Below are 21,968 nucleotides of genomic sequence, written 5' to 3' on the forward strand. Positions count from 1 at the left end.
AGTGTCTTTCCAACAACAATAAAAGGACGCACCACCATGAAGTCATTCAAACCTGCCCTGCTCGCCGCAGCCCTGGCGCTGTTCGCCCTGCCGGTAATGGCCGACCCTGCGCACCCGAAAATCGGTTTTTCCATCGACGACCTGCGCCTGGAGCGCTGGTCCCGCGACCGTGATTACTTTGTCGCCGCCGCGGAAAAGCTCGACGCCAAGGTGTTCGTGCAGTCTGCCGATGCCAACGAGCAAAAGCAGATTGCCCAGATCGAAAACCTCATCTCCCGGGGCGTCGATGTGATCGTGATCGTGCCGTTCAACGCCACGGTGCTGACCAACGCGGTGGCCGAAGCCAAGAAGGCCGGGATCAAGGTGGTGTCCTATGATCGCCTGATCCTCAATGCCGACATCGACGCCTACATTTCTTTCGATAACGAAAAAGTCGGCGAGATGCAGGCCAGCGGCGTGTTGCAAGCGGCGCCCAAGGGCAATTACTTCCTGCTGGGCGGCGCGCCGACGGACAACAACGCCAAGGTGCTGCGCGAAGGTCAGATGAAGGTGCTGCAACCGGCCATCGACAAAGGCGATATCAAGATCGTCGGCCAGCAATGGGTCAAGGAATGGAACCCCACCGAGGCCTTGAGCATTGTCGAAAACGCCCTGACCCGTAACGACAACAAGATCGACGCCATCGTCGCCTCCAACGACGCCACCGCCGGCGGTGCGATCCAGGCCCTGGCCGCGCAGAAACTGGCGGGCAAGGTACCGATCTCCGGCCAGGACGCTGACCTCGCGGCGATCAAGCGCGTGATCGATGGCACCCAGACCATGACCGTGTACAAACCGCTCAAGCTGATCGCCACCGAAGCGGCCAAACTTTCGGTGCAGTTGGCACGCAGCGAACAACCGACCTACAGCTCGCAATACGACAATGGCAGCAAGAAGGTCGACACCATCCTGCTTACGCCGACGCCGTTGACCAAAGCCAACATCGACCTGTTGGAAAAGGACGGTTTCTACACCAAAGAGCAGATCGCCGGGCAATGACCGTGGCCGCCGATTACCTGCTACAAATGAACGGCATCGTCAAAAGCTTTGGCGGTGTCAACGCCCTTAACGGCATCGACATCAAGGTCAAACCTGGGGAGTGTGTGGGCCTGTGCGGTGAAAACGGTGCGGGTAAATCCACCTTGATGAAGGTGCTGTCGGCGGTGTACCCGCACGGCACCTGGGAGGGGGAAATCCTCTGGGATGGGCAGCCGCTCAAGGCCCAGTCCATCCGCGAAACCGAGGCCGCCGGGATTGTCATCATTCATCAGGAACTGACCCTGGTGCCCGACCTGTCGGTGGCCGAGAACATTTTCATGGGCCACGAACTGACCCTGCCCGGTGGGCGCATGAACTACCCGGCGATGTTGCACCGCGCCGAGGCGTTGATGCGTGAACTCAAGGTGCCGGACATGAATGTGGCGCTGCCGGTGTCGCAGTATGGCGGCGGCTACCAGCAATTGGTGGAGATCGCCAAGGCGCTGAATAAACAGGCGCGCCTGTTGATCCTCGACGAGCCCTCCTCGGCCCTGACCCGTGGCGAAATCGAGGTGCTGCTGGACACTGTCCGGGGCCTCAAGGCCAAGGGCGTGGCCTGTGTGTATATCTCGCACAAGCTCGATGAAGTGGCGGCGGTGTGCGACACCATTGCAGTAATTCGCGACGGCAAGCACATCGCGACCACCGCCATGGCCGACATGGACATCCCCCGGATCATCACGCAGATGGTCGGCCGCGAAATGAGCAACCTCTACCCCACCGAGCCCCATGAGGTGGGCGAGGTAATTTTCGAGGCGCGTAACGTCACCTGCTACGACGTCGACAACCCCAAGCGAAAGCGCGTCGACGACATCTCCTTCGTGCTCAGGCGCGGTGAAATCCTTGGCATCGCCGGCTTGGTGGGGGCCGGGCGCACGGAGTTGGTGTCGGCGCTGTTCGGCGCCTACCCCGGGCGCTACAGCGCCGAGGTGTGGCTGGAGGGTCAGGTGATCGACACGCGCACGCCGCTCAAGTCGATCCGCGCCGGGCTGTGCATGGTGCCCGAAGATCGCAAGCGCCAAGGCATCATCCCCGACCTGGGCGTGGGCCAGAACATCACCCTGGCGGTGCTGGACACCTACGCGCACCTGACCCGCATCAACGCCGAAGCCGAACTGGGCAGCATCGACCAGCAAATCAGCCGCATGCACCTCAAGACCGCCAGCCCGTCGCTGCCGATCACCAGCCTCTCAGGCGGCAACCAGCAAAAGGCCGTGCTGGCGAAAATGCTGATGACCCAGCCCAAGGTGCTGATCCTCGACGAACCCACACGCGGGGTGGACGTGGGCGCCAAGTACGAGATCTACAAACTGATGGGTGCGCTGGCCGCCGAAGGCGTGTCGATCATCATGGTCTCCTCGGAATTGGCCGAAGTGCTCGGCGTGTCCAACCGCGTGCTGGTGATTGGCGACGGCCAGTTGCGGGGAGATTTCATCAATGAAGGGCTCACCCAGGAACAGGTGCTCGCCGCCGCGCTCAGCCATAACCCTAATGATCGGAAGACCGCGTAGATGAATCAGGTCAAACATCTTTTTACCCGCTACAAGATGCTCGCGCTGGTAATCGCCGTGGCGTTCATCTGGTTGTTTTTCAGTTGGCAGACCGAGGGTGGTTTTCTCACCCCGCGCAACCTCTCCAACCTGCTGCGGCAGATGTCGATCACCGGAATATTAGCGTGCGGCATGGTGCTGGTGATTATCAGCGGCGAGATCGACTTGTCGGTGGGCTCGTTGCTCGGGCTGTTGGGCGGGCTGGCGGCGATTCTGGATGTGGTCTATCACGTGCCGCTATTGGCCAACCTGAGCCTGGTGGCGCTGTGCGGCTTGATGATCGGCTTGGCCAACGGCTACATGACCGCTTACCTGCGCATCCCCTCGTTCATCGTCGGCCTAGGCGGGATGTTGGCGTTTCGCGGGATACTGCTGGGGATTACCGGCGGCACCACCATTGCGCCGGTGTCGCCGTCGCTGGTGTATGTGGGCCAGGGGTATTTGCCCCACAACGTCGGCATCGGGCTTGGCGTATTGTTGTTTGCCCTGACACTGTTCCTCACCTGGAAACAACGGCGCAACCGTGCGCTGCATGGGTTGGCCGCGCATTCACGGCTGCGCGATGCACTGCGCGTGGTGCTGATTGGCGCGGTGCTCGCAGGCTTTGTCACCACCCTCAACCGCTACGACGGCATCCCCGTGCCGGTGCTGCTGTTGCTGGCGCTGCTGGGGGTGTTCAGCTATGTCACGCACCAGACCGTGTTCGGCCGCCGGGTGTATGCGGTGGGCAGCAATATGGAGGCCACGCGGCTGTCGGGCATCAATGTGCAAGCGGTAAAACTGTGGATCTTCGGCATTATGGGCGTGATGTGCGCCCTCGCTGGCCTGGTCAACACCGCGCGCCTCGCGGCGGGCTCACCGTCGGCCGGTAACATGGGCGAACTCGACGCCATCGCCGCGTGCTTTATTGGTGGCACCTCGATGCGCGGTGGTTCGGGCACGGTGTATGGCGCGTTGCTTGGGGCATTGGTGATTACCAGTTTGGACAACGGCATGTCGATGCTGGATGTGGACAGCTACTGGCAGATGATCGTCAAGGGCAGCATTTTGGTGCTGGCGGTGTGGGTGGATGTGAGCACGCGCTCGGGCAGGCGGTAACTCGTCCGCCAGAACATCATCGATTACCTGTGGGAGCTGGCTTGCCTGCAATAACGGCCTGACAGCTGATCTCCATCTACCTGACACCCCACGGTCAAACTGTGGGAGCTGGCTTGCCTGCGAAGGCGGCCTGGCAGTCAACACAGTTGAATTGTGTGCATATCCATTCCTGCGGTAACGGCCACCTAGGGTTCCGCTCTGACAGCGGCTCACTTTTGAAAAGAGCCCAAAAGTAAGCAAAAGGCTCTTGCCCCACCACTCGGCACCTCGCCTAGGCTCGGTGTGCCCGTAATCCGCCAGTGATTTGGGGGGCGCCGCCACGCGCCATCCATGGCGCGGGGCGGCTAAACCGGCATCCCTGCCGGTTTACCCCCCAAATCACTGTCGAATTCCGGCCAGCGTGGTTGACGGGGCGCTTAAGATCAAAAGCAGATCAAGATCAAGAGCGGCTCGCTTCGCATCGTGGTTAGCGGCGATTGCAGGCAAGCCACATTGATCGTATTGCAGCGTGGGTTAGTGGCATTTGGTCATGGTTTGTAAAGGGCCAGCAAGGCGTGTCCCTTTAAATTGCAGGACGTTTCCTAGACAATCCTTGCCGCCTTGTGCCTGCTGGAATCGGTGGCTAGTCTGCGGTCCGTCACTGCCAAATCAGTGATCGGGTTTAGTCGCCCGGATTCGAGCAAGCGTTTGGTCCCATAACGTTTTTATGGTGGCTGTGCGCGGGGCGCCCTCGGGTGCGCCGGATGCTCTGGACCGGTCGACTAACCTGCGTACAGCCGCCACCCTACGTTTAGTCGCGAAGCGTGTCGGCTCCATGAACATTCCGGAGCTATACCATGAATAAAGTACTACCAGACCCACCCATCGATCCCGCAAAAGACCGCGCCGCCTTCAACCGCGCCATCGACCATTACCTGCCTACCCAAGGCTTCCACTGTGTCAACGAAGACCTGAGTTTCGAGGACGCCCTGCTCTACACCGCCAGCCTGCTCGACAGTGCCTCTGCCACGGCGCTGGATTGCGGCGAGCTGCTGCAAAGCCCTGAGCGGGCGAAGATCCTGGCGGTGTGGCATTTGCTGGAAATTGCAAAAACCACCGTAGATCGCTCCATCGAGTGCCTGACCGGCACCAAGGCCACTGCCTAAACGCGGTTAAAACTGTGGGAGCGGGCTTGCCTGCGAAGGCGGTGTGTCAGTCATTGCATTTGCTGCTGTACTAACGCCATCGCAGGCAAGCCAGCTCCCACATCTGATCTTCATGGCTCCCACATTGATCTCATTTTTCCCTCGGGTTATTGCGGATAAAAACTAAATGTCCATAATGGACAAATTAGTTTATACGGAGAACCCCATGTCCACGACGCCCCTCGTTATCGACCAAGCCCAGGCCCGTACCTTGCTGGCTCAAGTCGACGTGCCGTTGATCCTGCGCAAGCTGTTCCGCGACCTCGCCGCCGGGCACGCGGTGCAGCCGGCGCAACAATTGGTGGAGTTTCCCCAGGGTGCCGGGGATTTCATCAACTACTTGGGCGTATTGGCCGAAGACGGGGTGTACGGGGTCAAGACTTCGCCCTACATCGTGCGTGAGCAAGGCCCGTTGGTGACGGCCTGGACCCTGTTGATGTCGATGCACAGCGGCCAGCCGTTGCTGTTGTGCGATGCCGCTGAATTGACCACCGCACGCACCGCCGCCACCACGGCCTTGGCGGTGGATGCGCTGGCTCCGGCGGCGGCGCAACGTTTGGCGATTATCGGCAGCGGCAAGGTCGCCCAAGCGCACCTGCGTTATGTGCAGAACCTACGCGACTGGCAGCAAATCTGCCTGTACTCACCGAGCCTGGACAGCGCCAGCGCCGAAACACGCGCGCAGTTGGCCTGCCTGGACCCGCGCCTGACCCTCGCCGCCACCTGCGAGGCCGCCCTTGAAGACGCGGATGTGATCCTGCTGTGCACCTCGTCCGCTGGCCCGGTCATCGACCCGTCACGCTTGAGCAAACCCGCGTTGATCACCTCCATCAGCACCAACGCGCCACGCGCCCATGAAGTGCCGCCGCACTGCCTCAACCAGATGCACGTGTTCTGCGACTACCGCCAGACCACCCCGGATTCGGCCGGTGAGATGCTGATCGCCAGCGAACAGCACGGCTGGGACAAACGCACAATTGTCGGCGACCTGCCCGAGTTGTTCAGCGACATGGCCCAGCGCCCGGACTACGATCGTCACGTGTTTTTCCGCTCCATTGGCCTGGGCCTGGAAGACATCGCCCTGGCCAATGCCCTGTACCGACTGTAGGAGCGAGCTTGCTCGCGAAGACCTCACAGCTACTGCGTTTACACAGGATGGGCGCGTTATCGTTAACGTTTTTCGCGAGCAAGCTCGCTCCTACAATGCTTATTTCAGGAGATCTTCATGAGCCAGGCAGACTTCATCATTATCGGCGGCGGCATCGCCGGCGCGTCCACCGGGTTCTGGTTGTCGCAGCACGGCAAGGTTCTGGTGCTGGAGCGTGAAAATCACCCGGCCTATCACTCCACCGGGCGTTCGGCGGCGCTCTACACCGCCGCGTATGGCACCCCGCAAGTGCGGGCGCTGACCTTGGCCAGCCGGGCCTTCTTCGACCAGCCACCCGCAGGCTTTTGCGAACACCCACTGCTGACGCCCCGGGGCGAAATGACCGTGGATTTCAACGGTGACCCGGCCGAACTCGACAGCCAGTACCTGAGCGCCAAGGCCACCGTGGCGCAGGTGCAGCGCCTGACGGTCGATGAAGCCTGTGCACGCTTGCCGATCCTGCGCCGTGAAAAAGTCCATGGGGCAATCTACGACCCTACCGCCTGTGACATCGACACCGACGCCCTGCATCAAGGCTACCTGCGCGGTATCCGCCGCAACCAGGGCGAAGTGCGCACCGACAGCCATGTGCTGGGCTTGAGCCGCGACGCCGATGGCTTGTGGCAGGTGCGCACCCAGGCTGCAATCTTCAGCGCGCCGGTCATCATCAACGCCGCCGGTGCCTGGGCCGACCATATCGGCGGGCTGGCGGGCGCAGCGTCCATCGGCTTGCAGCCCAAGCGCCGCTCGGCCTTTGTCTTTGCTGGTCCCGAGGGCATGGACAGCCACGACTGGCCGATGCTGGTGGCCCTCGACGAAGCGTTCTACATGAAACCGGATGCCGGCATGTTCCTCGGCTCGCCGGCCAACGCCGACCCGGTAGAACCCCAGGATGTGCAACCCGAAGAGCTGGATATTGCCATGGGCATTTACCAGATCGAGGAAGCCACCACCCTGACCATCCGCCGCCCCACGCGCACCTGGGCCGGGCTGCGCAGTTTTGTGCAGGACGGTGATTTGCTGTCAGGCTTTGACCCGCAAGTATCGGGGCTGTTCTGGGTGGCAGCGCAAGGCGGCTATGGTATCCAGACCTCACCCGCCATGGGCCAGGCAAGCGCCGCCCTGGTGCGCGGCGAACCGCTGCCGGAGGCACTGACCCGGTTCGGCCTGGACGCTGGTATGCTCTCCCCGGTCCGCCTGGAGCCCCATTGATGAACACCGCCGAACAAGACAAGGTCATGCAGAACTTCCGCGCGATTGCCGATGCAATCGCCACGTTGTTCTTTCCCCATGCAGAAGTGGTGCTGCATGACCTGCGCACGCAAACCGTGGATTACATCGCCAATAATCTGTCCAAACGCAGCCTGGGTGACGACTCGTCCCTGGAGGACATGCTCGACGGTGACGTCAGCGAGGTGAATATCGGCCCTTACGAAAAGCTCAACTGGGATGGCCAGAAAATCCGCAGCCTGAGCACCGTGCTGCACGACCACAAAGGGCGCAGGCTGGCTGTGTTGTGCATCAACCTGAATATTTCAATGTTCGAAACAGCCAAGGCGGCGCTGGATTTATTCCTGTCGCCAAGCAAGCTGATCGCACAGCCGGACGCGCTGTTCCGTGATGACTGGCAGGAACGCATCAACACCTTCCTGCATGCCTGGCTGCGCGAGCGTCAGTTGAGCCTGAACCTGTTGACCCGCGACCACAAACGCGAACTGGTGCTGGCGCTGCATGCCGAAGGCGCATTCAAGGGCAAGAGCGCCTCCAACTATGTGGCCAATGTGCTGGGCATGGGGCGAGCGACGGTCTACAAGCACTTGAAGGAACTCAAGGGTTGAGCCCTTTCTGACCACGGCGCCGATTCCCTGTGGGAGCTGTCGAGCCCCGGCGAGGCTGCGAAGGGGCCGGCAAGGTCAACATTTGCATCACCTGACCCACCGCTTTCGCAGCCTCGCTAAAGCTCGACAGCTCCCACATTGACCGCGTCTTTGCATCAGTCGCCGTAGATATCGGCCTTGAAGTACTGCTGTGAAATCTTCTGGTATTCGCCACTGGCGCGAATGCCGTCGATCGCCGCATTCAATTCGCTGACCAACTCGCCATTGCCCTTGCGTACTGCAATGCCGGCCCCCTCACCCACGTATTTCGGGTCCTTGAGCTCCGGGCCGACAAAGGCATAACCCTGCCCGCGCGGCATCGACAGGAAGTCGCTCAGGGGGATGGTGTCGGCAAAGATCGCATCCAGGCGTCCCGCTGCCAGGTCCATGTAGATTTCTTCGTTATTGCTGTAGCGCTTGACGTTGATGCCCTTGGGTTCGAACACCTCGGTGGCATAGCGGTCGGTGGTGGTGGCGCGCTGTACACCGACGTTCTTGCCCTTGAGGCTGGCGTACTGGTCATCCACCACGGCGCCGTCCTTCATCACCAGGCGCGACGAGGTGAAGTAGTACTTGTGGGTGAAATCCACCGACTTCTTGCGGTCTTCGTTGATGGTCATGGACGACAACGCCATGTCGATCTTCTTGACCTTGAGGGACGGAATCAGCCCGTCGAACTCCCCTTCGATCCACACGCACTTGACCTTCATTTGCGCGCACAGGGCGTTGCCGATGTCGTAGTCGAAACCGACGATCTTGCCGTCGCCGGTCTTGGAGGCGAACGGGGGGTAAGCCGCCTCAATACCGATACGCAAGGTTTTCTCGGCGGCCAGCAGGTGGCTGGAAGCAAACAGGCTCAGGGCCAGGGCGGGAAGGAGATGGCGTTTCTTCATGGAGGGGTTCTCGCAAGTTGTTGTTGGTTTGGCAAGAGTGAAGAAAAACGTGCAGCAGCTATTTTGTACTTATAATTCCATACTGGACTTTTATGTGTTTCACCGTCAACAGGCAAAAAAAATGTGGGAGGGCTTGAGCCTTCCCACATCAGATCCAGCAGCACAGCTTAAACCTTACTTGGACACCGGCATTGCAAACTCCGCGCCCTGCTCGATGCTCTCCGACCAGCGCTGCATGATCGACTTCTGCTTGGTGTAGAAGCGCACGCCCTCGGTGCCGTAGGCATGCATGTCACCGAACAGGCTCTTCTTCCAGCCACCAAACCCGTGCCAGGCCATGGGCACCGGGATCGGCACGTTGATACCGACCATGCCCACCTCGATACGCCGCGCAAACTCACGAGCAATGTTGCCATCGCGAGTGAAGCAACTGACGCCGTTGCCAAACTCGTGGTCGTTGACCAGCTTCACCGCTTCGGCAAAGTCGTTGACGCGCACACAGGCCAACACCGGGCCGAAGATTTCTTCGCGGTAGATGCTCATGTCCTGGGTCACGTGGTCGAACAAGGTCGCGCCGAGCCAGAAGCCGTTTTCCAGGCCGGGTTCGGTGGGCACGTAGTCACGGCCATCGAGCAGCAACTGCGCGCCGGCGTGTACACCCTGCTCAATGTAGCCACTGATGCGTTCCAGCGCGGCCCGCGACACGATCGGGCCCATCTCGGCTTTGAGATCGCGGCCATCGGTGATGCGCAGCAACTTGGCGCGTTCGGTCAAAGCGGCGATCACCTTGTCGCCCACATCACCCACCAGCACCGCCACCGAGATCGCCATGCAGCGCTCGCCGGCACTGCCGTAGGCGGCGCCCATCAGCGCATCCACGGTGCGTTCGATATCGGCGTCGGGCATCACCACCATATGGTTTTTCGCCCCGCCCAGGCCTTGCACGCGCTTGCCATTGCGGGCGCCGCTCTCGTAGATGTATTGGGCAATCGGCGTGGAGCCGACGAAGCTCACGGCCTTGACGTCCGGGTGTTCGATCAGCGCGTCCACCGATTCTTTATCACCCTGCACCACATTGAACACGCCTTTGGGCAGGCCGGCTTCATGCAGCAACTCGGCCATGAACAGCGACGCGCTCGGGTCAGTCGGGCTGGGCTTGAGGATAAAGGTGTTACCCGCCGCAATAGCGATGGGGTACATCCACATCGGTACCATCACCGGGAAGTTGAACGGCGTCACGCCGGCGACCACGCCCAGCGGCTGGCGCATCGTCCAGTTGTCCATGCCACGGGAGACCTGGTCGGAGTGTTCGCCCTTGAGCAGGTTGGGAATGCCGCAGGCAAATTCGAGAATGTCGATGCCACGGTCGACTTCGCCCTGGGCATCGGTGAATACCTTGCCGTGCTCGGCGACGATGATGCGCGCCAGGTCGTCCTTGCGTTCGCGCAGCAGGTGCAGGTATTGGAACAACACGCGGGCGCGACGGATCGGCGGGGTGTCGGCCCAGCCGGCAAACGCAGCCTGGGCGGCGGCGACGGCTTCGGCCACGGTCTGGCGGCTGGCCAGGGCCACACGGGCGGTGACTTCACCGGTGGCCGGGTTGTAGACGTCCTGATAACGGTCATCGCGGCTGACGCGCTGGTCGTTGATGTAGTGCTCGATGGTTGCAGTCATGGCAGTCGATCCAGATGGGTGGCGTTGGTCCACACGATAGGCTTTCGCTTTGTTCCGAACCAGAGCAGAATCCAGAACTTATTGTCCTTACATGCGAACAATACACCCATGGAAAAGGCTGAGATCGAAGGGTTGTGGACCCACATTCACTGGCTGTCAGTGCTGGAGGAACAAGGCACCTACACCGCTGCCGCCGCGCGCCTGGGGGTGAGTAAATCGGCGGTGAGCCAGCGCATTTCCGACTTGGAAAAGGCCACCGGCACGCGGCTGGTGACGCGCACCACCCGCAGCGTGCGGCTGACCGATGCGGGGCTGTCGTTGACCCGCGAAGTACGCAGCGCCTACGCGCAGATCGCCCGCAGTTTTTCCTCGGTGCGCGACTCGGTCGGGGAAATACGCGGGCTGCTGCGCCTGACCGCCCCCGTGGCGTTCGCCCGGCAACAACTGGTGCCGCACCTGTCCGGCTTTTTGCAGCTGTACCCTCAGGTGCGTATCCAATTGGACGTCTCCGATGCCTTGAGCTCATTGGCCGCCGAGGGTTACGACCTGGCGGTGCGCCACGGCTTCCAGGTGCCCGAAACCCACGTGGCCTGGAAGCTGTGCGACACCAACTCGGTACTGGTCGCCACCCATGACTACCTGCAACACCACGGTGAACCCCTCGAGCCGGGCGACCTGTCGGCCCACAACTGTCTGTTTTACCCACGCGGCACCGACCAGCCCGCCTGGACCTTTGAACGCGGCAGCCAGCCCCTCGAGCGCCTCACCGTGCCTATCGCCGGCAGCTTCGCCACTAATAACAGCGAAGCCTTGCGCGACGCCGCACTCAACCACCTGGGCATCGCCCTGCTCCCGGACTTCAGCGCCCAGGCGGCGCTGGCCGCTGGTCAGTTGGTGCAGGTGCTCAAGGACTGGACCCTCAAGGGCGCGTTTGCCGATGAGATCTACCTGATTCGGCCCTACTCGCCCCATGTACCCAAGTCGGTGAGTGCGTTGGTCAACTACCTGAAGGACAAACTCTCGGGCGGGTTCCGCTAGGCGGCAGGGTTAAAAGTCCACCGTCGCCGACAGCTGCAAAGTACGTGGATACCCCGGCGAGAAGGCGCCGTAAGACGCGACGCCCGACCAGTACTCGCGGTCAAATACGTTCTGCACGGTGGCGCGCAAGGTGGTGGGCCGCCCTTCGATCTTGGTCGCGTAGCGGACGCCGGCATCAATGCGCGTCCAGGCATCCAGCTCCTGGGTGTTGGCCTGGTTGACATATTGGCTGTCGGTGTAGATCGCCCCGCCGGTGAGGGTAAAACCTTCCAGCCACGGGGTGTCGTACTCGGCCCACAGGTTGGCCTGGATATCGGGCACGCCGACCGGTTTGTTGCCTCGGTTGGCGGCGCTCGCCGACTGGGTCAGCTCGCCATCGAGGAAGGTCACGCCGCCCATCAAGCGCGTGCCAGGCGCCACTTCGCCGTATACGCTCAGCTCGACACCACGGTTGCGCTGCTCGGCCTGCGCGGAGTACACACCGTTGGCGCCCAATTCGCCGCTGGGCTTCTCGATCTGGAATAACGCCAGGGTGGTCATGAGGGTGCCGTGTTCATACTTCACGCCCAGTTCGTGCTGCTTGGATTCATAAGGCGCGAAGGTTTCACCGGCATTGCTGGCCGTACCCGGCGCGATATCGCCTTTGCTCAACCCCTCGACATAGTTGTAGTAGAGCGACACGTCATCCCAGGGCTTGACCACCACGCCCACCAAAGGCGTGGTCGCAGCGTCCTTGTAGCGCGAACTCACCGCGCCTGCGGCGTTGTAGTTACGCGACTCGATGTCTTGGCGCCGCACGCCCAGGGTCAACTGGATGCGCTCATCGAGAAAGCCCAGGGTGTCGGTGAGCGCCACGCCGGACAGCTCCGATTCGGAGATGCGCAGCACTTTCGGCGCCCGCAGGTTTTGCTTGGGCGTGTCCACCGGGTGGTAGATGTTGGAGCGGATTTCGGTGCCGTTGTTGATGCCGCGAGACAGCTCATCCTGGTAACGGGTCGCCATCAGCGTGGTGGTGTGGGTGATCGGGCCGGTGGCGAACTGCGCACGCAGGCCCACATCGGCGGTGGAACGGTCGACGTTGAACTTGTAGTAACCCGGAATATTACTGGTGTCGCCAGCATCATTGAGGATGCGCGGCACCTGGTCCGACAGGCGCTTGACATCCGACCGCCCGCCGCCGGCATGGGCGAACACGGTGAGCGAATCGCTGAGGTCATATTCACCGCCGAGCAAGGCCGATTGCTCCTTGGTGTCCGACCAGCCCCACTTCTGCGGCAGGCTGGTGCGGCCATTCGGGGCCGAAGGCACCTGCACGCCCGGCGCCAGGGTGAACGGGCGCGAGGCGCCTTCAAAACTTTCTTTCTGGCTGATGTAGTCCAGGTTCAGGCGCAGGCGCTCGCCGCGATAATCCAGGGCAATGGCGCCCACCCCCACGTCGCGATGCTGATCGTCCACGGCGGTGTCGCCCCCTTGCAGGCTGCCGTTGAAGCGCACACCAAACTGGTTTTCCTCACCGAAACGGCGGCTGATATCCAGGTGACCGCCGACTTGGGTGTCGGAGGCATAACTGCCGGTAAAGCGCGTCAGGTCCTGGTCCAGCGGGCGCTTGGGCACGATATTGATCACACCGCCCACGCCGCTGTTGGGCGAGATGCCGTACATCAGCGCCCCCGGCCCCTTGAGCACTTCGACGCGCTCGGCGTACTCGGTGAATGCGCGGTAGTTGGGGGCCACGCCATACACGCCGTCATAGGCCAACTCGCCCAGGTTGCCCTCGCCAATCGCAAAACCCCGCACGAAAAACGAGTCGACAATACCGCCAGTCTGCCCGGTAGAACGCACCGAGGGGTCGCGCTCCAGGGCATCGGCCACGGTCACCGTCTGCAGGTCGGCGAGGGTCTTGGCAGTGTAGCTGGTCACGCTGAACGGCGTGTCCATCACGTCCTTGTTGCCCAGCATGCCCAGGCGCGCGCCACGGGCCACCTGGCCGCCAGCGAGCACCTCGGGCAGGTCGGTGGGGCCCAGATAGCGGGCGTTGACGTTCGTCGCGTCAAGGGTCAGGCTCTGCGCGCTGTCGTCGGTTGACTCGGCGGTGGCGGCCCAGGCGTTGCCACTGGCAGCAGCCAGCAACAGGGCGGTACGAATAGCGAGGGTTAACCGGCTGGCAACAGGCATGACGTCAGGGCCCTTTGATCAAGTGAAGTGAGAATTACGCTTGATGCCAGTCGACGCGTGAAAAAGTATCACCCCAGCCGCGACTTTTTTTGTATAGCGAGACTGCTCCATGCCACCCACCCGCGTCCTGATTGCCCTGCTGTTCACGATCCAGCTTGTGTCCATGGGCGCCATGGAAATGAGCGGGCCGTTCTGGCCGGTGCATTTACGCCAACTGACCGACTCCGACACGCTGTTCAGCTTCGCCAGCGTCGCCGTGTACGTGGGGCCGATGCTCGGCATTCTGTTGACCAGCGCGTTCTGGGGCCGCATCGGCGATCGCTACGGCCACAAGCTGATGATGATTCGCGCACTGGCGGGCCTGACCCTGACGCAACTGGGGCTGGCCTTGTTCAGCGACCTCTGGACTATTCTGGTGCTGCGTTTTCTGCAAGGCGCCTGTGCCGGCTACATCGCCCCGGCCCAGGCGTATGGCGTGAGTATCGAGGTGCCGTCACGGCGTGCACGGCTGTTCGCACTGCTGCAGATTTCCACCAACGTCGGCTCGCTGCTCGGCGCCGTGGTCGGCGGCTTGATCCTCGACCATGCGACGTTCTTCTGGATCAACCTCAGCGCCGCGGCGCTCTGTGCGGTGTGCACGGTGATTGCAGCGCTGACCTTGCCGAACGTGCCACCGGTGAAGAAAACCACAGCCCCCTCAACGGGCGGCACCTGGCAGGCCTCGGCCCTGCTGCCGCTGTTGACGGTGATGGGCATTCTGCTGCTGGCGCGGATGCTGCCGCAGACCTCGTTCGCGCTGTATGTGAGTACGACGTTCGCCGTCAGCAATGCCCTGGTCGGCCTGTGCTACGGCTTGCTGGCCCTGGGTTTTATCCTGTCGGCCACCGCCTGGGCGCGCCAGTTCGAAGGTCGCAGCCAGGCAGACAGCTTGCGCCGCCTCACCTGGGTGGTGGCCGGCTGCATCGCGCTGACAGCCCTCGCCGGCCTCACCCGCAACCCGCTGGTGTTTGTGCTCGCCTATTTTGTCTGGGGCGTATTGCTGGGCGCGACCACGCCGGTACTGATGGCGCTGGTTTCAAGGACCGCCGACAGCACGCAGCAAGGCCATGTGCTGGGGATCGCCCAGGGCACGGCGCAATTTGCCTCGATCGTGGGTATCTGCGCCGGCGGCTTGCTCAGCCAGGTCTATGGCTTGGCGTACACCTACCTGTTTGTGTGTGTGGCCTATGCCATGGCGCTGATTGCGATTCTCGCGTTGCGCAACCGATGGGTTTGCACTTAGCATTGGGAATACTTCTCAATTGCACGGTTGCGCGCCATGAGCGAAAGCCTTCCCGCCGATAACACCCCTCACCTGCGCGCAATCGAGGCGCTGTACAGCGGCCATCACGGCTGGCTGTACGCCACGCTCAAACGCAAACTCGGCAATGCCATGGATGCGGCGGACCTGGCCCAGGACACCTTCACCCGCATCCTGGCCTCGCAGGTCACGGTGATTGACCAGCCACGCGCCTACCTGAGCTGCGTGGCCAAGGGCATCCTGGTCAACTGGTACCAGCGCAAGGCCCTGGAACGTGCCTATCTGGAAGCGCTCGCCAGCGTGCCGGCCCACGAGGTGCCGTCGCCGGAAGCGCACTTTCTGGTGCTGGAGACCCTGCACGAAATCGACGCAATGCTTGACGCGCTGCCGCCGCTGGTCAAGCGTGCGTTCCTGCTGTCGCAGCTCAACGGCCTCAAATACCAGGACATCGCCGAGCAATTGGGCGTGTCGCTGATTACCGTCAAGCGCTACATGAAACAGGCACTCGTCCAGTGCCTGATGCGGGTGGAATAAGTGCTCAGCCTGGGCAAGGAACCGCCGCTGCCCACCGACGCCCTTGAAGAGGCCGCCGAATGGCTGATGCGCCTGAGCGAGAACGAATTGAGCGCCAGCGAACGCGCCGAGTGGGAGCGCTGGAAGGTCAGCAGCCCTGAGCGTGGCCGGGCTTGGGCGCGCGCGCAATTGCTGCAAAGCAAGCTCGGTGGCCTGCCGCCGTCCCTGGCGATGTCGGCGCTGGACCGCCCGAGCAACCCCCAACGCCGCGAAGCCCTGGGCAAACTGGCCTTGTTGCTGGCGGTAATGCCGGTGGGCTGGGGCAGCTGGAAACTGGCGCAGTCCCAGCAATGGAGCGCCGACTACCGCACCCGCATCGGCGAACGTCGCGAACTGACCCTGGCCGACGGCTCGCGCCTGACCCTCAACACCGAGACCGCCATCGACGTGCGGTTCGACACCCAGCAACGCCTGGTGAGCCTGCGCGAAGGTGAAATACTGGTGCAGACCGCACAGGATGCATCCCGCCCGTTCCTGGTCAGCACCCGCCAGGGCCATATGCACGCCCTGGGCACGCGTTTTACCGTACGCGAACGGGGCGCACGCACGCATCTGGCGGTGCTTGAGGGCGCGGTCAAAGTGAAGCTGGCCGACAATAGCCAGAGCGCGCCACTGATCGTCAGCGCCGGGCAACGCACGGATTTTTCCGCGCAACAGTTCGGCGCGCTCACCCCCGCCGACCGCAATATCAGCGCCTGGACCCAAGGCATGCTGATGGCCGACAACATGCGCCTGGCAGACTTTGTCGCGGAACTGACCCGCTATCGGCGTGGCTTCGTGCGCTACGACCCGGCCATTGCAAACCTGCGTATTTCCGGGGCCTTCCCCATCGCCGATACCCAGCGCACCTTGAACATGCTGGTGCAGACCTACCCGGTGCGCGCCAGCGGCCATTTGAACGGTTATTGGGTCAGCCTGTCGCCGGCTTGAGGCGGCGCCAAAATAAAACGCGCCGCGGGTGATACTTTTTTCGCGCTCGGCTGGCAAACACTCATACCCCTTTTCCCTTTCGTCCATAGGGCTGCCCTCCATGCTTGTGATTCGCAGCGCGCTGCTCAGCCTGGCCCTGGCCGGTGCCGCCCTGGCGGACGTGCCGGCGCAATGGGACAGCGTGACGGTGCGCACCTACCACATCGACCCCGGCCCGCTCGGCGCCACGTTGTCGAGCTTTGCCGTGGACGCCGGTATTGCCCTGTCATTTCTCCCGGCACTCACCGAGGGCCTGACCAGCCCAGGCTTATCCGGCCGTTACTCGCCCCAGGAAGCGGTCACGCGGCTGTTGGCCGGCAGTGGCCTGGACATGGTGCAGCGCAGCGACGGCAGCTACACCCTGGTGCCGGGTCAAGTCACGCTTTCGGACATCACCGTCAGCGCCCCCGAGCCACGCGCCAGCGACCTGCCGCCGCTGTATGCCGGCGGCCAGGCAGCCACCGGCGCGCGCCTGGGCATGCTGGGCAATACCGACGTGATAGATGCGCCGTTCAGTGTCAGCGCCTACACCGCCGCGCTGATCCAGGACCAGCAGGCAACCACGGTCGGCAATGTGCTGGAGCGTGATTCCTCGGTGCGCTCCACCGGGCAGACGGGCGGGATTGTCGACTCGTTCTTCATCCGCGGTTTCCCGGTGGGTGAAGGCAACCTGGGAGAACTGGCGTTCGACGGCGTGTACGGCGTGGCCTCCAACTACCGGGTGTTTACCGACTACGCCGAGCGCATCGAAGTGGTCAAAGGCCCCGGTGCGCTGCTGTACGGCATGTCACCCAACAGCGCGGTAGGCGGCGTGATCAACGTGGTGCCCAAGCGCTCCCTGGATGAAGACCTGACCCGCTACACCGCCAGCTACACCCAGGACGCGCAGGTCGGCAGCCACCTCGATATCAGCCGGCGCTTTGGCGACGAGCGCCGCTTCGGCGTACGCCTCAACGGTAGCCTGCAGAACGGTGACACGGTGATCGACCAGCAGTCGCGCGATATAGGCATTGGCGCGCTGTCCCTGGACTACCAGGGCGAACGCCTGCGCACCAGCCTTGATCTGATTTCCCAGCAGGAGAAACTCGACGCCGCCTCGCGCCCCTTCCTGATTGCTGCCGGCGTCGACGTCCCCTCCGCCGCCAACGGCCGCACCAACGTCAGCCAGGACTGGGGCTGGTCGCGCACGCGAGATAAATCCGCGCTGCTGAACGGTGAATACGACCTCACCGACGCGCTCACACTGTTTGCCCATGCCGGTGGCGGCAAATCGGCAGTAGCGCGGATGTCCGACCAGACGCCGACCCTCATCAACGCTGCCGGCGACACGTCTTCGATCCCCGGTTATTACCGTTTCGATGTGCAGCGCTACACGGTCGACGCCGGTGCGCGGCTGCGCTTCGAAACCGGACCGATCAGCCACAGCGCCACCGTGCAGGCCAGCCGTTATCGCGACGAGCTGTCGCGGGGGATTATTTCCGGGGCCCCGGTGCTGTCCAATCTCTACCATCCGGTGGACCGGCCCAAGCCTGCGATCGCCAAGCCCGCCACGCCGAAAGTATCAGCCAGCGAACTGTCTGGCGTAGCCATCGCCGATACGTTGTCGGTGCTCGACCAACGCGTGCAAGTCACCGTCGGCCTGCGCCAGCAGCGTATCCAGTCCAGCAACTACAACAGCGCCGGCGTGGCCACCAGCACCTACGACGACAGCAAGGTCACGCCGCTGTTCGGCGCAGTGCTCAAGCCCTGGGAGCATGTGGCGTTCTACTACAACTACCTTGAAGGGTTGAGCAAGGGTGACGTGGCGCCTTCCAACGCCGCCAACGCCGGCGAGGTGTTTGCGCCTTACGTGTCCAAACAGCATGAGATCGGGGTCAAGGTCGACTACGGCACCTTCATGGCGACCCTGGCGCTGTTCCAGATCCACAAGCCCAGCGGCGAACTGGCCGCCGGGCGCTTCTCGGTACAGGGCGAACAGCGCAACCGTGGCCTGGAGTTCAATGTGTTGGGCGAAGTCGCCCACGGCACGCGCCTGCTCGGTGGCGTGACCCTGCTGGATGCCCAACTGACCAAAACCGCGATTGCCGCCAACACCGGCAACACACCGGTGGGCGTGCCCGACGTGCAAGCCAACCTGTGGGCCGAATGGGACACCTCATGGGTCGAGGGCCTGACGCTCACCACAGGCGCCATCTACACCGGCAGCCAGTACGTCAACCAGGCCAACACCCAACAGCTCGATGCGTGGACCCGCTTCGACATCGGCGCACGCTACAGCACGCGTATCGCCGAGCACCCGACCACCCTGCGCGCCACGGTGCAGAACCTGTTCGACCGCGAGTATTGGTCAGGCGTCGCCTCCTACGGTGCGTTTTCCCAAGGCTCGCCGCGCACCCTCCTCCTCTCGGCCACGGTCGATTTCTGACACCTGCAAGGGCTTGATTCATGATCTGCATTGTTCGACGTTGCCACCTTCTAGCGGCGCTGCTGTTCACCGGGTTGTTGGGGGCTAGCCTGCCGAGCATGGCGGCGCTGACCACCGTCACCGATCTGCTTGGGCGCCAGGTCAAGGTCAAGCTGCCGGTGCAGCGGGTGATTCTTGGCGAGGGCCGCCAGCTGTACCTGGTGGCGGCGCTGGACACGCAAAACCCGATTGAACGGATCGTTGGCTGGCGCAAGGACCTGATCCAGTCCGACCCGGACACCTACAACGCCTACCTGCGCGCGTTTCCCGCCATCGCCAAGATCCCCACCTTCGGCGGCTTTGAAGACGGCACCTTTGATATCGAGCAGGCCATCTCCCAACGCCCCGACGTAATCATCCTCAATATCGAGGCGCAGCATGCCACCGAGGATGCGCGCTATATCGAGAAGCTCGATGCCTTGGGCATCCCGGTGGTGTACGTGGATTTTCGCAACCAACCGATGACCAACACCGAGCCGACCATGCGCCTGTTCGGCCAGTTGTTCGGCAAAGAGCAACGGGCCGAGGATTTCATTGCGTTTCGCAACCAGCAGATCCGCCGCGTGACCGACGTGATTGCGGCGCAGCAACCGGCGCGCCCGTCAGTGTTTATCGAGCGTATCGGTGGCTACACCGACGACTGCTGCCTGAGTTTTGGCAATGAAAACTTCGGCCTGTTCGTGCAGATGGCCGGCGGCGACAACATCGCCAAAGGCATTATTCCCACCACCTTTGGCCAGTTGAACCCCGAACAGGTGATCGTGGCCAACCCCGACCAGGTCGTTGTCACCAGCGCCAATTGGGAGGCGTTTGCCCCCGGCGGGCATTGGGTTGGCGTGGGGCCGGGCGCCGACATGGCCCAGGCCCGAGCCAAGCTGGCGTGGTACACCCAGCGCCCCGCCTATGCCGGTATCAAGGCCCAGGGCCCGCAAGCCTTCCACGCCATCTGGCATCAGTTCTACAACAGCCCGTATCAGTTCGTGGCGATCCAGCAACTGGCCAAGTGGTTTCATCCCGACCTGTTTGCCGACCTGGACCCGGACGCTGCGTTTCGAGAACTGCACGAACGCTTCCTGCCCGTCCCTTATGAGTCGGGTTACTTCGTGAGCCTCAAGCCATGAGCGCCCCGACCTACCGCAACCTGGTGATACGCAAACGCCTGATCCTCCTTGCCCTGGCATTGCTGTTGTTGTGCAGCGTGCTGCTCGACCTGGCCCTGGGCCCGGCCAGCTACAGCCTCAGCGAAGTGCTCGGCGCCCTGTTCTCGCCCGACAGTGCCGCGCCGCAAGTGCGTGTGGTGATGTGGGACATCCGCCTGCCCGTCGCCCTGATGGCGGTCGCCGTTGGCGCGGCGTTGTCCCTGGCCGGGGCGCAGATGCAGACCATCCTCAACAACCCGCTGGCCAGCCCCTTTACCCTGGGCATTTCTGCCGCCGCCAGTTTCGGTGCGGCCATGGGCCTGGCGTTTGGAGTGGCGTTGTTTCCGCTGGCGGCGCAGTACATGGTGCCGGTCAACGCGTTCATCATGGCGATGCTCTCGGCGCTGCTGATCCACTTCCTGAGCCTGCGCCGTGGGGTGACGGCCGAAACCATTGTGCTGCTGGGCATTGCCCTGGTCTTTACCTTCAACGCGCTGCTGGCCCTGGTACAGTTTTTCGCCACCGAACAAGCCGTGGCAGCCGTGGTGTTCTGGACCATGGGCAGCCTGACCAAAGCCACCTGGCCCAAGCTGGGGGTGATCTGCCTGATCATCCTGGTCACCCTGCCGATTTTCGCCAAGCGCGCCTGGGCCCTCACCGCACTGCGCATGGGTGACGACAAGGCCGCCAGCTTCGGCATCAACGTGCGCAGCCTGCGCTTTCAAACGTTGATCATGGTCAGCCTGCTCGCCTCGTTCCCGGTCGCCTTTGTCGGCACCATCGGCTTTATCGGCCTGGTGGGCCCGCACATCGCACGCATGTTGATTGGCGAGGACCAGCGCTTCTTCCTGCCCGCCTCGCTGCTCACCGGCGCGTTGATTCTGTCAGCCAGCTCGGTGGTCAGCAAAACCCTGATTCCGGGGGCGATTTTCCCAATAGGCGTGGTTACGTCACTGATCGGCGTGCCGTTCTTTATATCCCTGATCCTGGGCGGCAAGAAAAACTCATGGTAAGTCTCCAGTTGAAAGACCTCGGCGCCCGCTACGGCCAGCGCACCATCATCCGCGAAGTGAACACCGCAGCCTTTGTCGGCGGCCAGGTGGTGGCGGTGGTCGGGCCCAACGCTGCCGGTAAATCCACCCTGTTCAAGCGCATGGCCGGGCTGATCGACGGGCCAGGCGAGGTGCTGCTGCAGGGCTCGCAAAAAGGTGCACAAGCCATCAGCTACATGCCCCAAGGACTGAACGCCAGCGCCCGGTTGACGGTGTACGAATCGGTACTGCTGGCGCGTAAACAACTGACGCCGGGGTGGGTGGTACAAGACGACGAGTTGAACTTGGTCGACGAAATGCTCAGCGCCCTGGGCATCACCGGCCTGGCCTTTCGCAACCTCGGTGAACTCAGCGGCGGCCAACAACAGCTGGTGTCCATCGCCCAGACGCTGGTGCGCGAACCCGACGTACTGCTGATGGACGAACCCACCAGCGCCCTCGATATGCATCGCCAGGTACAAGTACTGGATTTCATGCGCACCCTGGCGCGCAAACGCGAGGTGATTGTGTTCATCGCACTGCATGACCTGAACCAGGCACTGCGCTTTGCCGACCAGGTGCTGGTCATCGCCGACGGCACAGCCCAGGGCAGCGGGCCGAGCCACGCGGTGATCAACGAAGCGATGCTGCGCGAGGTTTACCAGGTGCAGGCACGCATCGAGCGCTGCAGCCGCGGGCAGGCGCATATTTTGATTGATGGGGTTGTGTGAAAGCAGAGATATTTACTCAATTGTGTAGCGATCAACGGTAACCACGAT

General features: G+C 62.6%; 18 protein-coding genes. 15 read left to right on the forward strand and 3 right to left on the reverse strand.

The window, feature by feature from the left end:
• Positions 1 to 36: 36 nt before the first annotated feature.
• The 7 genes from xylF (at position 37) to MHH62_RS05660 (ending at position 7,894) form a co-directional block, all read left to right on the forward strand.
• Positions 37 to 1,038, forward strand: coding sequence for a D-xylose ABC transporter substrate-binding protein (gene xylF, locus MHH62_RS05630; protein ID WP_032903506.1), 1,002 nt, complete (start codon positions 37 to 39; stop codon positions 1,036 to 1,038).
• Entirely contained in the window at positions 1,035 to 2,588 is a 1,554-nt protein-coding gene (xylG, locus tag MHH62_RS05635; protein WP_032903505.1) for a D-xylose ABC transporter ATP-binding protein, read from the forward strand. The genes xylF and xylG overlap by 4 nt, the downstream gene beginning before the upstream one ends.
• Entirely contained in the window at positions 2,589 to 3,725 is a 1,137-nt protein-coding gene (locus MHH62_RS05640) for a sugar ABC transporter permease (protein WP_014718057.1), read from the forward strand.
• 836 nt (positions 3,726 to 4,561) lie between these two features.
• On the forward strand, positions 4,562 to 4,870 hold the full coding sequence (locus MHH62_RS05645) for a hypothetical protein (protein ID WP_003190524.1): 309 nt from the start codon (positions 4,562 to 4,564) through the stop codon (positions 4,868 to 4,870).
• 205 nt (positions 4,871 to 5,075) lie between these two features.
• Positions 5,076 to 6,017, forward strand: coding sequence for an ornithine cyclodeaminase family protein (locus tag MHH62_RS05650; RefSeq protein ID WP_032903504.1), 942 nt, complete (start codon positions 5,076 to 5,078; stop codon positions 6,015 to 6,017).
• Positions 6,018 to 6,134: 117 nt separating this feature from the next.
• Positions 6,135 to 7,268, forward strand: coding sequence for an FAD-binding oxidoreductase (locus tag MHH62_RS05655; protein WP_339232635.1), 1,134 nt, complete (start codon positions 6,135 to 6,137; stop codon positions 7,266 to 7,268).
• A complete protein-coding gene (locus tag MHH62_RS05660) occupies positions 7,268 to 7,894 on the forward strand; it encodes a PAS domain-containing protein (protein ID WP_003190517.1) in 627 nt (208 codons plus the stop codon). Before MHH62_RS05655 ends, MHH62_RS05660 begins: the two co-directional genes overlap by 1 nt.
• A gap of 155 nt (positions 7,895 to 8,049) precedes the next feature.
• Here the strand turns inward: MHH62_RS05660 and MHH62_RS05665 are convergent, their stop codons facing one another.
• The gene (locus tag MHH62_RS05665; RefSeq protein ID WP_014718054.1) at positions 8,050 to 8,826 is read right to left on the reverse strand and encodes an ABC transporter substrate-binding protein; all 777 of its coding nucleotides are present in this window, start codon (positions 8,824 to 8,826) and stop codon (positions 8,050 to 8,052) included.
• A 174-nt stretch (positions 8,827 to 9,000) separates the two neighbouring features.
• Entirely contained in the window at positions 9,001 to 10,500 is a 1,500-nt protein-coding gene (locus MHH62_RS05670; RefSeq protein ID WP_060767473.1) for a CoA-acylating methylmalonate-semialdehyde dehydrogenase, read from the reverse strand.
• 108 nt (positions 10,501 to 10,608) lie between these two features.
• Between MHH62_RS05670 and MHH62_RS05675 the strand changes: the two genes are divergently transcribed.
• Positions 10,609 to 11,538 carry a LysR family transcriptional regulator gene (locus MHH62_RS05675; RefSeq protein ID WP_339232638.1) on the forward strand — a complete coding sequence of 310 codons (930 nt, stop codon included), beginning with the start codon at positions 10,609 to 10,611 and terminating at the stop codon, positions 11,536 to 11,538.
• Between the two features lie 9 nt (positions 11,539 to 11,547).
• Here the strand turns inward: MHH62_RS05675 and MHH62_RS05680 are convergent, their stop codons facing one another.
• A complete protein-coding gene (locus tag MHH62_RS05680) occupies positions 11,548 to 13,713 on the reverse strand; it encodes a TonB-dependent siderophore receptor (RefSeq protein ID WP_339232639.1) in 2,166 nt (721 codons plus the stop codon).
• Positions 13,714 to 13,822: 109 nt separating this feature from the next.
• Between MHH62_RS05680 and MHH62_RS05685 the strand changes: the two genes are divergently transcribed.
• From MHH62_RS05685 to MHH62_RS05715, 7 genes are all read left to right on the forward strand, one after another.
• Complete coding sequence (locus MHH62_RS05685) at positions 13,823 to 14,995, forward strand: MFS transporter (protein ID WP_032903500.1); 1,173 nt, start codon at positions 13,823 to 13,825, stop codon at positions 14,993 to 14,995.
• A gap of 36 nt (positions 14,996 to 15,031) precedes the next feature.
• Positions 15,032 to 15,547 (forward strand): sigma-70 family RNA polymerase sigma factor, encoded by a 516-nt coding sequence (locus tag MHH62_RS05690; protein ID WP_003190510.1) that lies wholly within the window; start codon positions 15,032 to 15,034, stop codon positions 15,545 to 15,547.
• Positions 15,548 to 16,516 carry a FecR domain-containing protein gene (locus tag MHH62_RS05695; RefSeq protein WP_014718050.1) on the forward strand — a complete coding sequence of 323 codons (969 nt, stop codon included), beginning with the start codon at positions 15,548 to 15,550 and terminating at the stop codon, positions 16,514 to 16,516. It abuts the gene before it with no gap.
• Positions 16,517 to 16,616: 100 nt separating this feature from the next.
• Complete coding sequence (locus tag MHH62_RS05700; RefSeq protein WP_019817275.1) at positions 16,617 to 18,980, forward strand: TonB-dependent receptor; 2,364 nt, start codon at positions 16,617 to 16,619, stop codon at positions 18,978 to 18,980.
• A gap of 20 nt (positions 18,981 to 19,000) precedes the next feature.
• Positions 19,001 to 20,140, forward strand: a complete 1,140-nt coding sequence (locus tag MHH62_RS05705) for an ABC transporter substrate-binding protein (protein ID WP_014718048.1) — start codon at positions 19,001 to 19,003, stop codon at positions 20,138 to 20,140.
• The gene (locus MHH62_RS05710) at positions 20,137 to 21,171 is read left to right on the forward strand and encodes an iron ABC transporter permease (protein WP_003190501.1); all 1,035 of its coding nucleotides are present in this window, start codon (positions 20,137 to 20,139) and stop codon (positions 21,169 to 21,171) included. Before MHH62_RS05705 ends, MHH62_RS05710 begins: the two co-directional genes overlap by 4 nt.
• Positions 21,165 to 21,920, forward strand: coding sequence for an ABC transporter ATP-binding protein (locus tag MHH62_RS05715; protein ID WP_014718047.1), 756 nt, complete (start codon positions 21,165 to 21,167; stop codon positions 21,918 to 21,920). The genes MHH62_RS05710 and MHH62_RS05715 overlap by 7 nt, the downstream gene beginning before the upstream one ends.
• Positions 21,921 to 21,968 lie beyond the last annotated feature (48 nt).

The organism is Pseudomonas sp. FSL L8-0168, assembly GCF_037976155.1.
GTDB lineage: Bacteria > Pseudomonadota > Gammaproteobacteria > Pseudomonadales > Pseudomonadaceae > Aquipseudomonas > Aquipseudomonas paracarnis.

What these genes read in the sequence shown, in the direction of transcription:
- xylF (WP_032903506.1), top strand. Translation starts at nt 37, where the DNA reads ATGAAGTCATTCAAACCTGCCCTGCTCGCCGCAGCCCTGGCGCTGTTC.
- xylG (WP_032903505.1), top strand. Translation starts at nt 1,035, where the DNA reads ATGACCGTGGCCGCCGATTACCTGCTACAAATGAACGGCATCGTCAAA.
- MHH62_RS05640 (WP_014718057.1), top strand. Translation starts at nt 2,589, where the DNA reads ATGAATCAGGTCAAACATCTTTTTACCCGCTACAAGATGCTCGCGCTG.
- MHH62_RS05645 (WP_003190524.1), top strand. Translation starts at nt 4,562, where the DNA reads ATGAATAAAGTACTACCAGACCCACCCATCGATCCCGCAAAAGACCGC.
- MHH62_RS05650 (WP_032903504.1), top strand. Translation starts at nt 5,076, where the DNA reads ATGTCCACGACGCCCCTCGTTATCGACCAAGCCCAGGCCCGTACCTTG.
- MHH62_RS05655 (WP_339232635.1), top strand. Translation starts at nt 6,135, where the DNA reads ATGAGCCAGGCAGACTTCATCATTATCGGCGGCGGCATCGCCGGCGCG.
- MHH62_RS05660 (WP_003190517.1), top strand. Translation starts at nt 7,268, where the DNA reads ATGAACACCGCCGAACAAGACAAGGTCATGCAGAACTTCCGCGCGATT.
- MHH62_RS05665 (WP_014718054.1), bottom strand. Translation starts at nt 8,826, where the DNA reads ATGAAGAAACGCCATCTCCTTCCCGCCCTGGCCCTGAGCCTGTTTGCT.
- MHH62_RS05670 (WP_060767473.1), bottom strand. Translation starts at nt 10,500, where the DNA reads ATGACTGCAACCATCGAGCACTACATCAACGACCAGCGCGTCAGCCGC.
- MHH62_RS05675 (WP_339232638.1), top strand. Translation starts at nt 10,609, where the DNA reads ATGGAAAAGGCTGAGATCGAAGGGTTGTGGACCCACATTCACTGGCTG.
- MHH62_RS05680 (WP_339232639.1), bottom strand. Translation starts at nt 13,713, where the DNA reads ATGCCTGTTGCCAGCCGGTTAACCCTCGCTATTCGTACCGCCCTGTTG.
- MHH62_RS05685 (WP_032903500.1), top strand. Translation starts at nt 13,823, where the DNA reads ATGCCACCCACCCGCGTCCTGATTGCCCTGCTGTTCACGATCCAGCTT.
- MHH62_RS05690 (WP_003190510.1), top strand. Translation starts at nt 15,032, where the DNA reads ATGAGCGAAAGCCTTCCCGCCGATAACACCCCTCACCTGCGCGCAATC.
- MHH62_RS05700 (WP_019817275.1), top strand. Translation starts at nt 16,617, where the DNA reads ATGCTTGTGATTCGCAGCGCGCTGCTCAGCCTGGCCCTGGCCGGTGCC.
- MHH62_RS05705 (WP_014718048.1), top strand. Translation starts at nt 19,001, where the DNA reads ATGATCTGCATTGTTCGACGTTGCCACCTTCTAGCGGCGCTGCTGTTC.
- MHH62_RS05710 (WP_003190501.1), top strand. Translation starts at nt 20,137, where the DNA reads ATGAGCGCCCCGACCTACCGCAACCTGGTGATACGCAAACGCCTGATC.
- MHH62_RS05715 (WP_014718047.1), top strand. Translation starts at nt 21,165, where the DNA reads ATGGTAAGTCTCCAGTTGAAAGACCTCGGCGCCCGCTACGGCCAGCGC.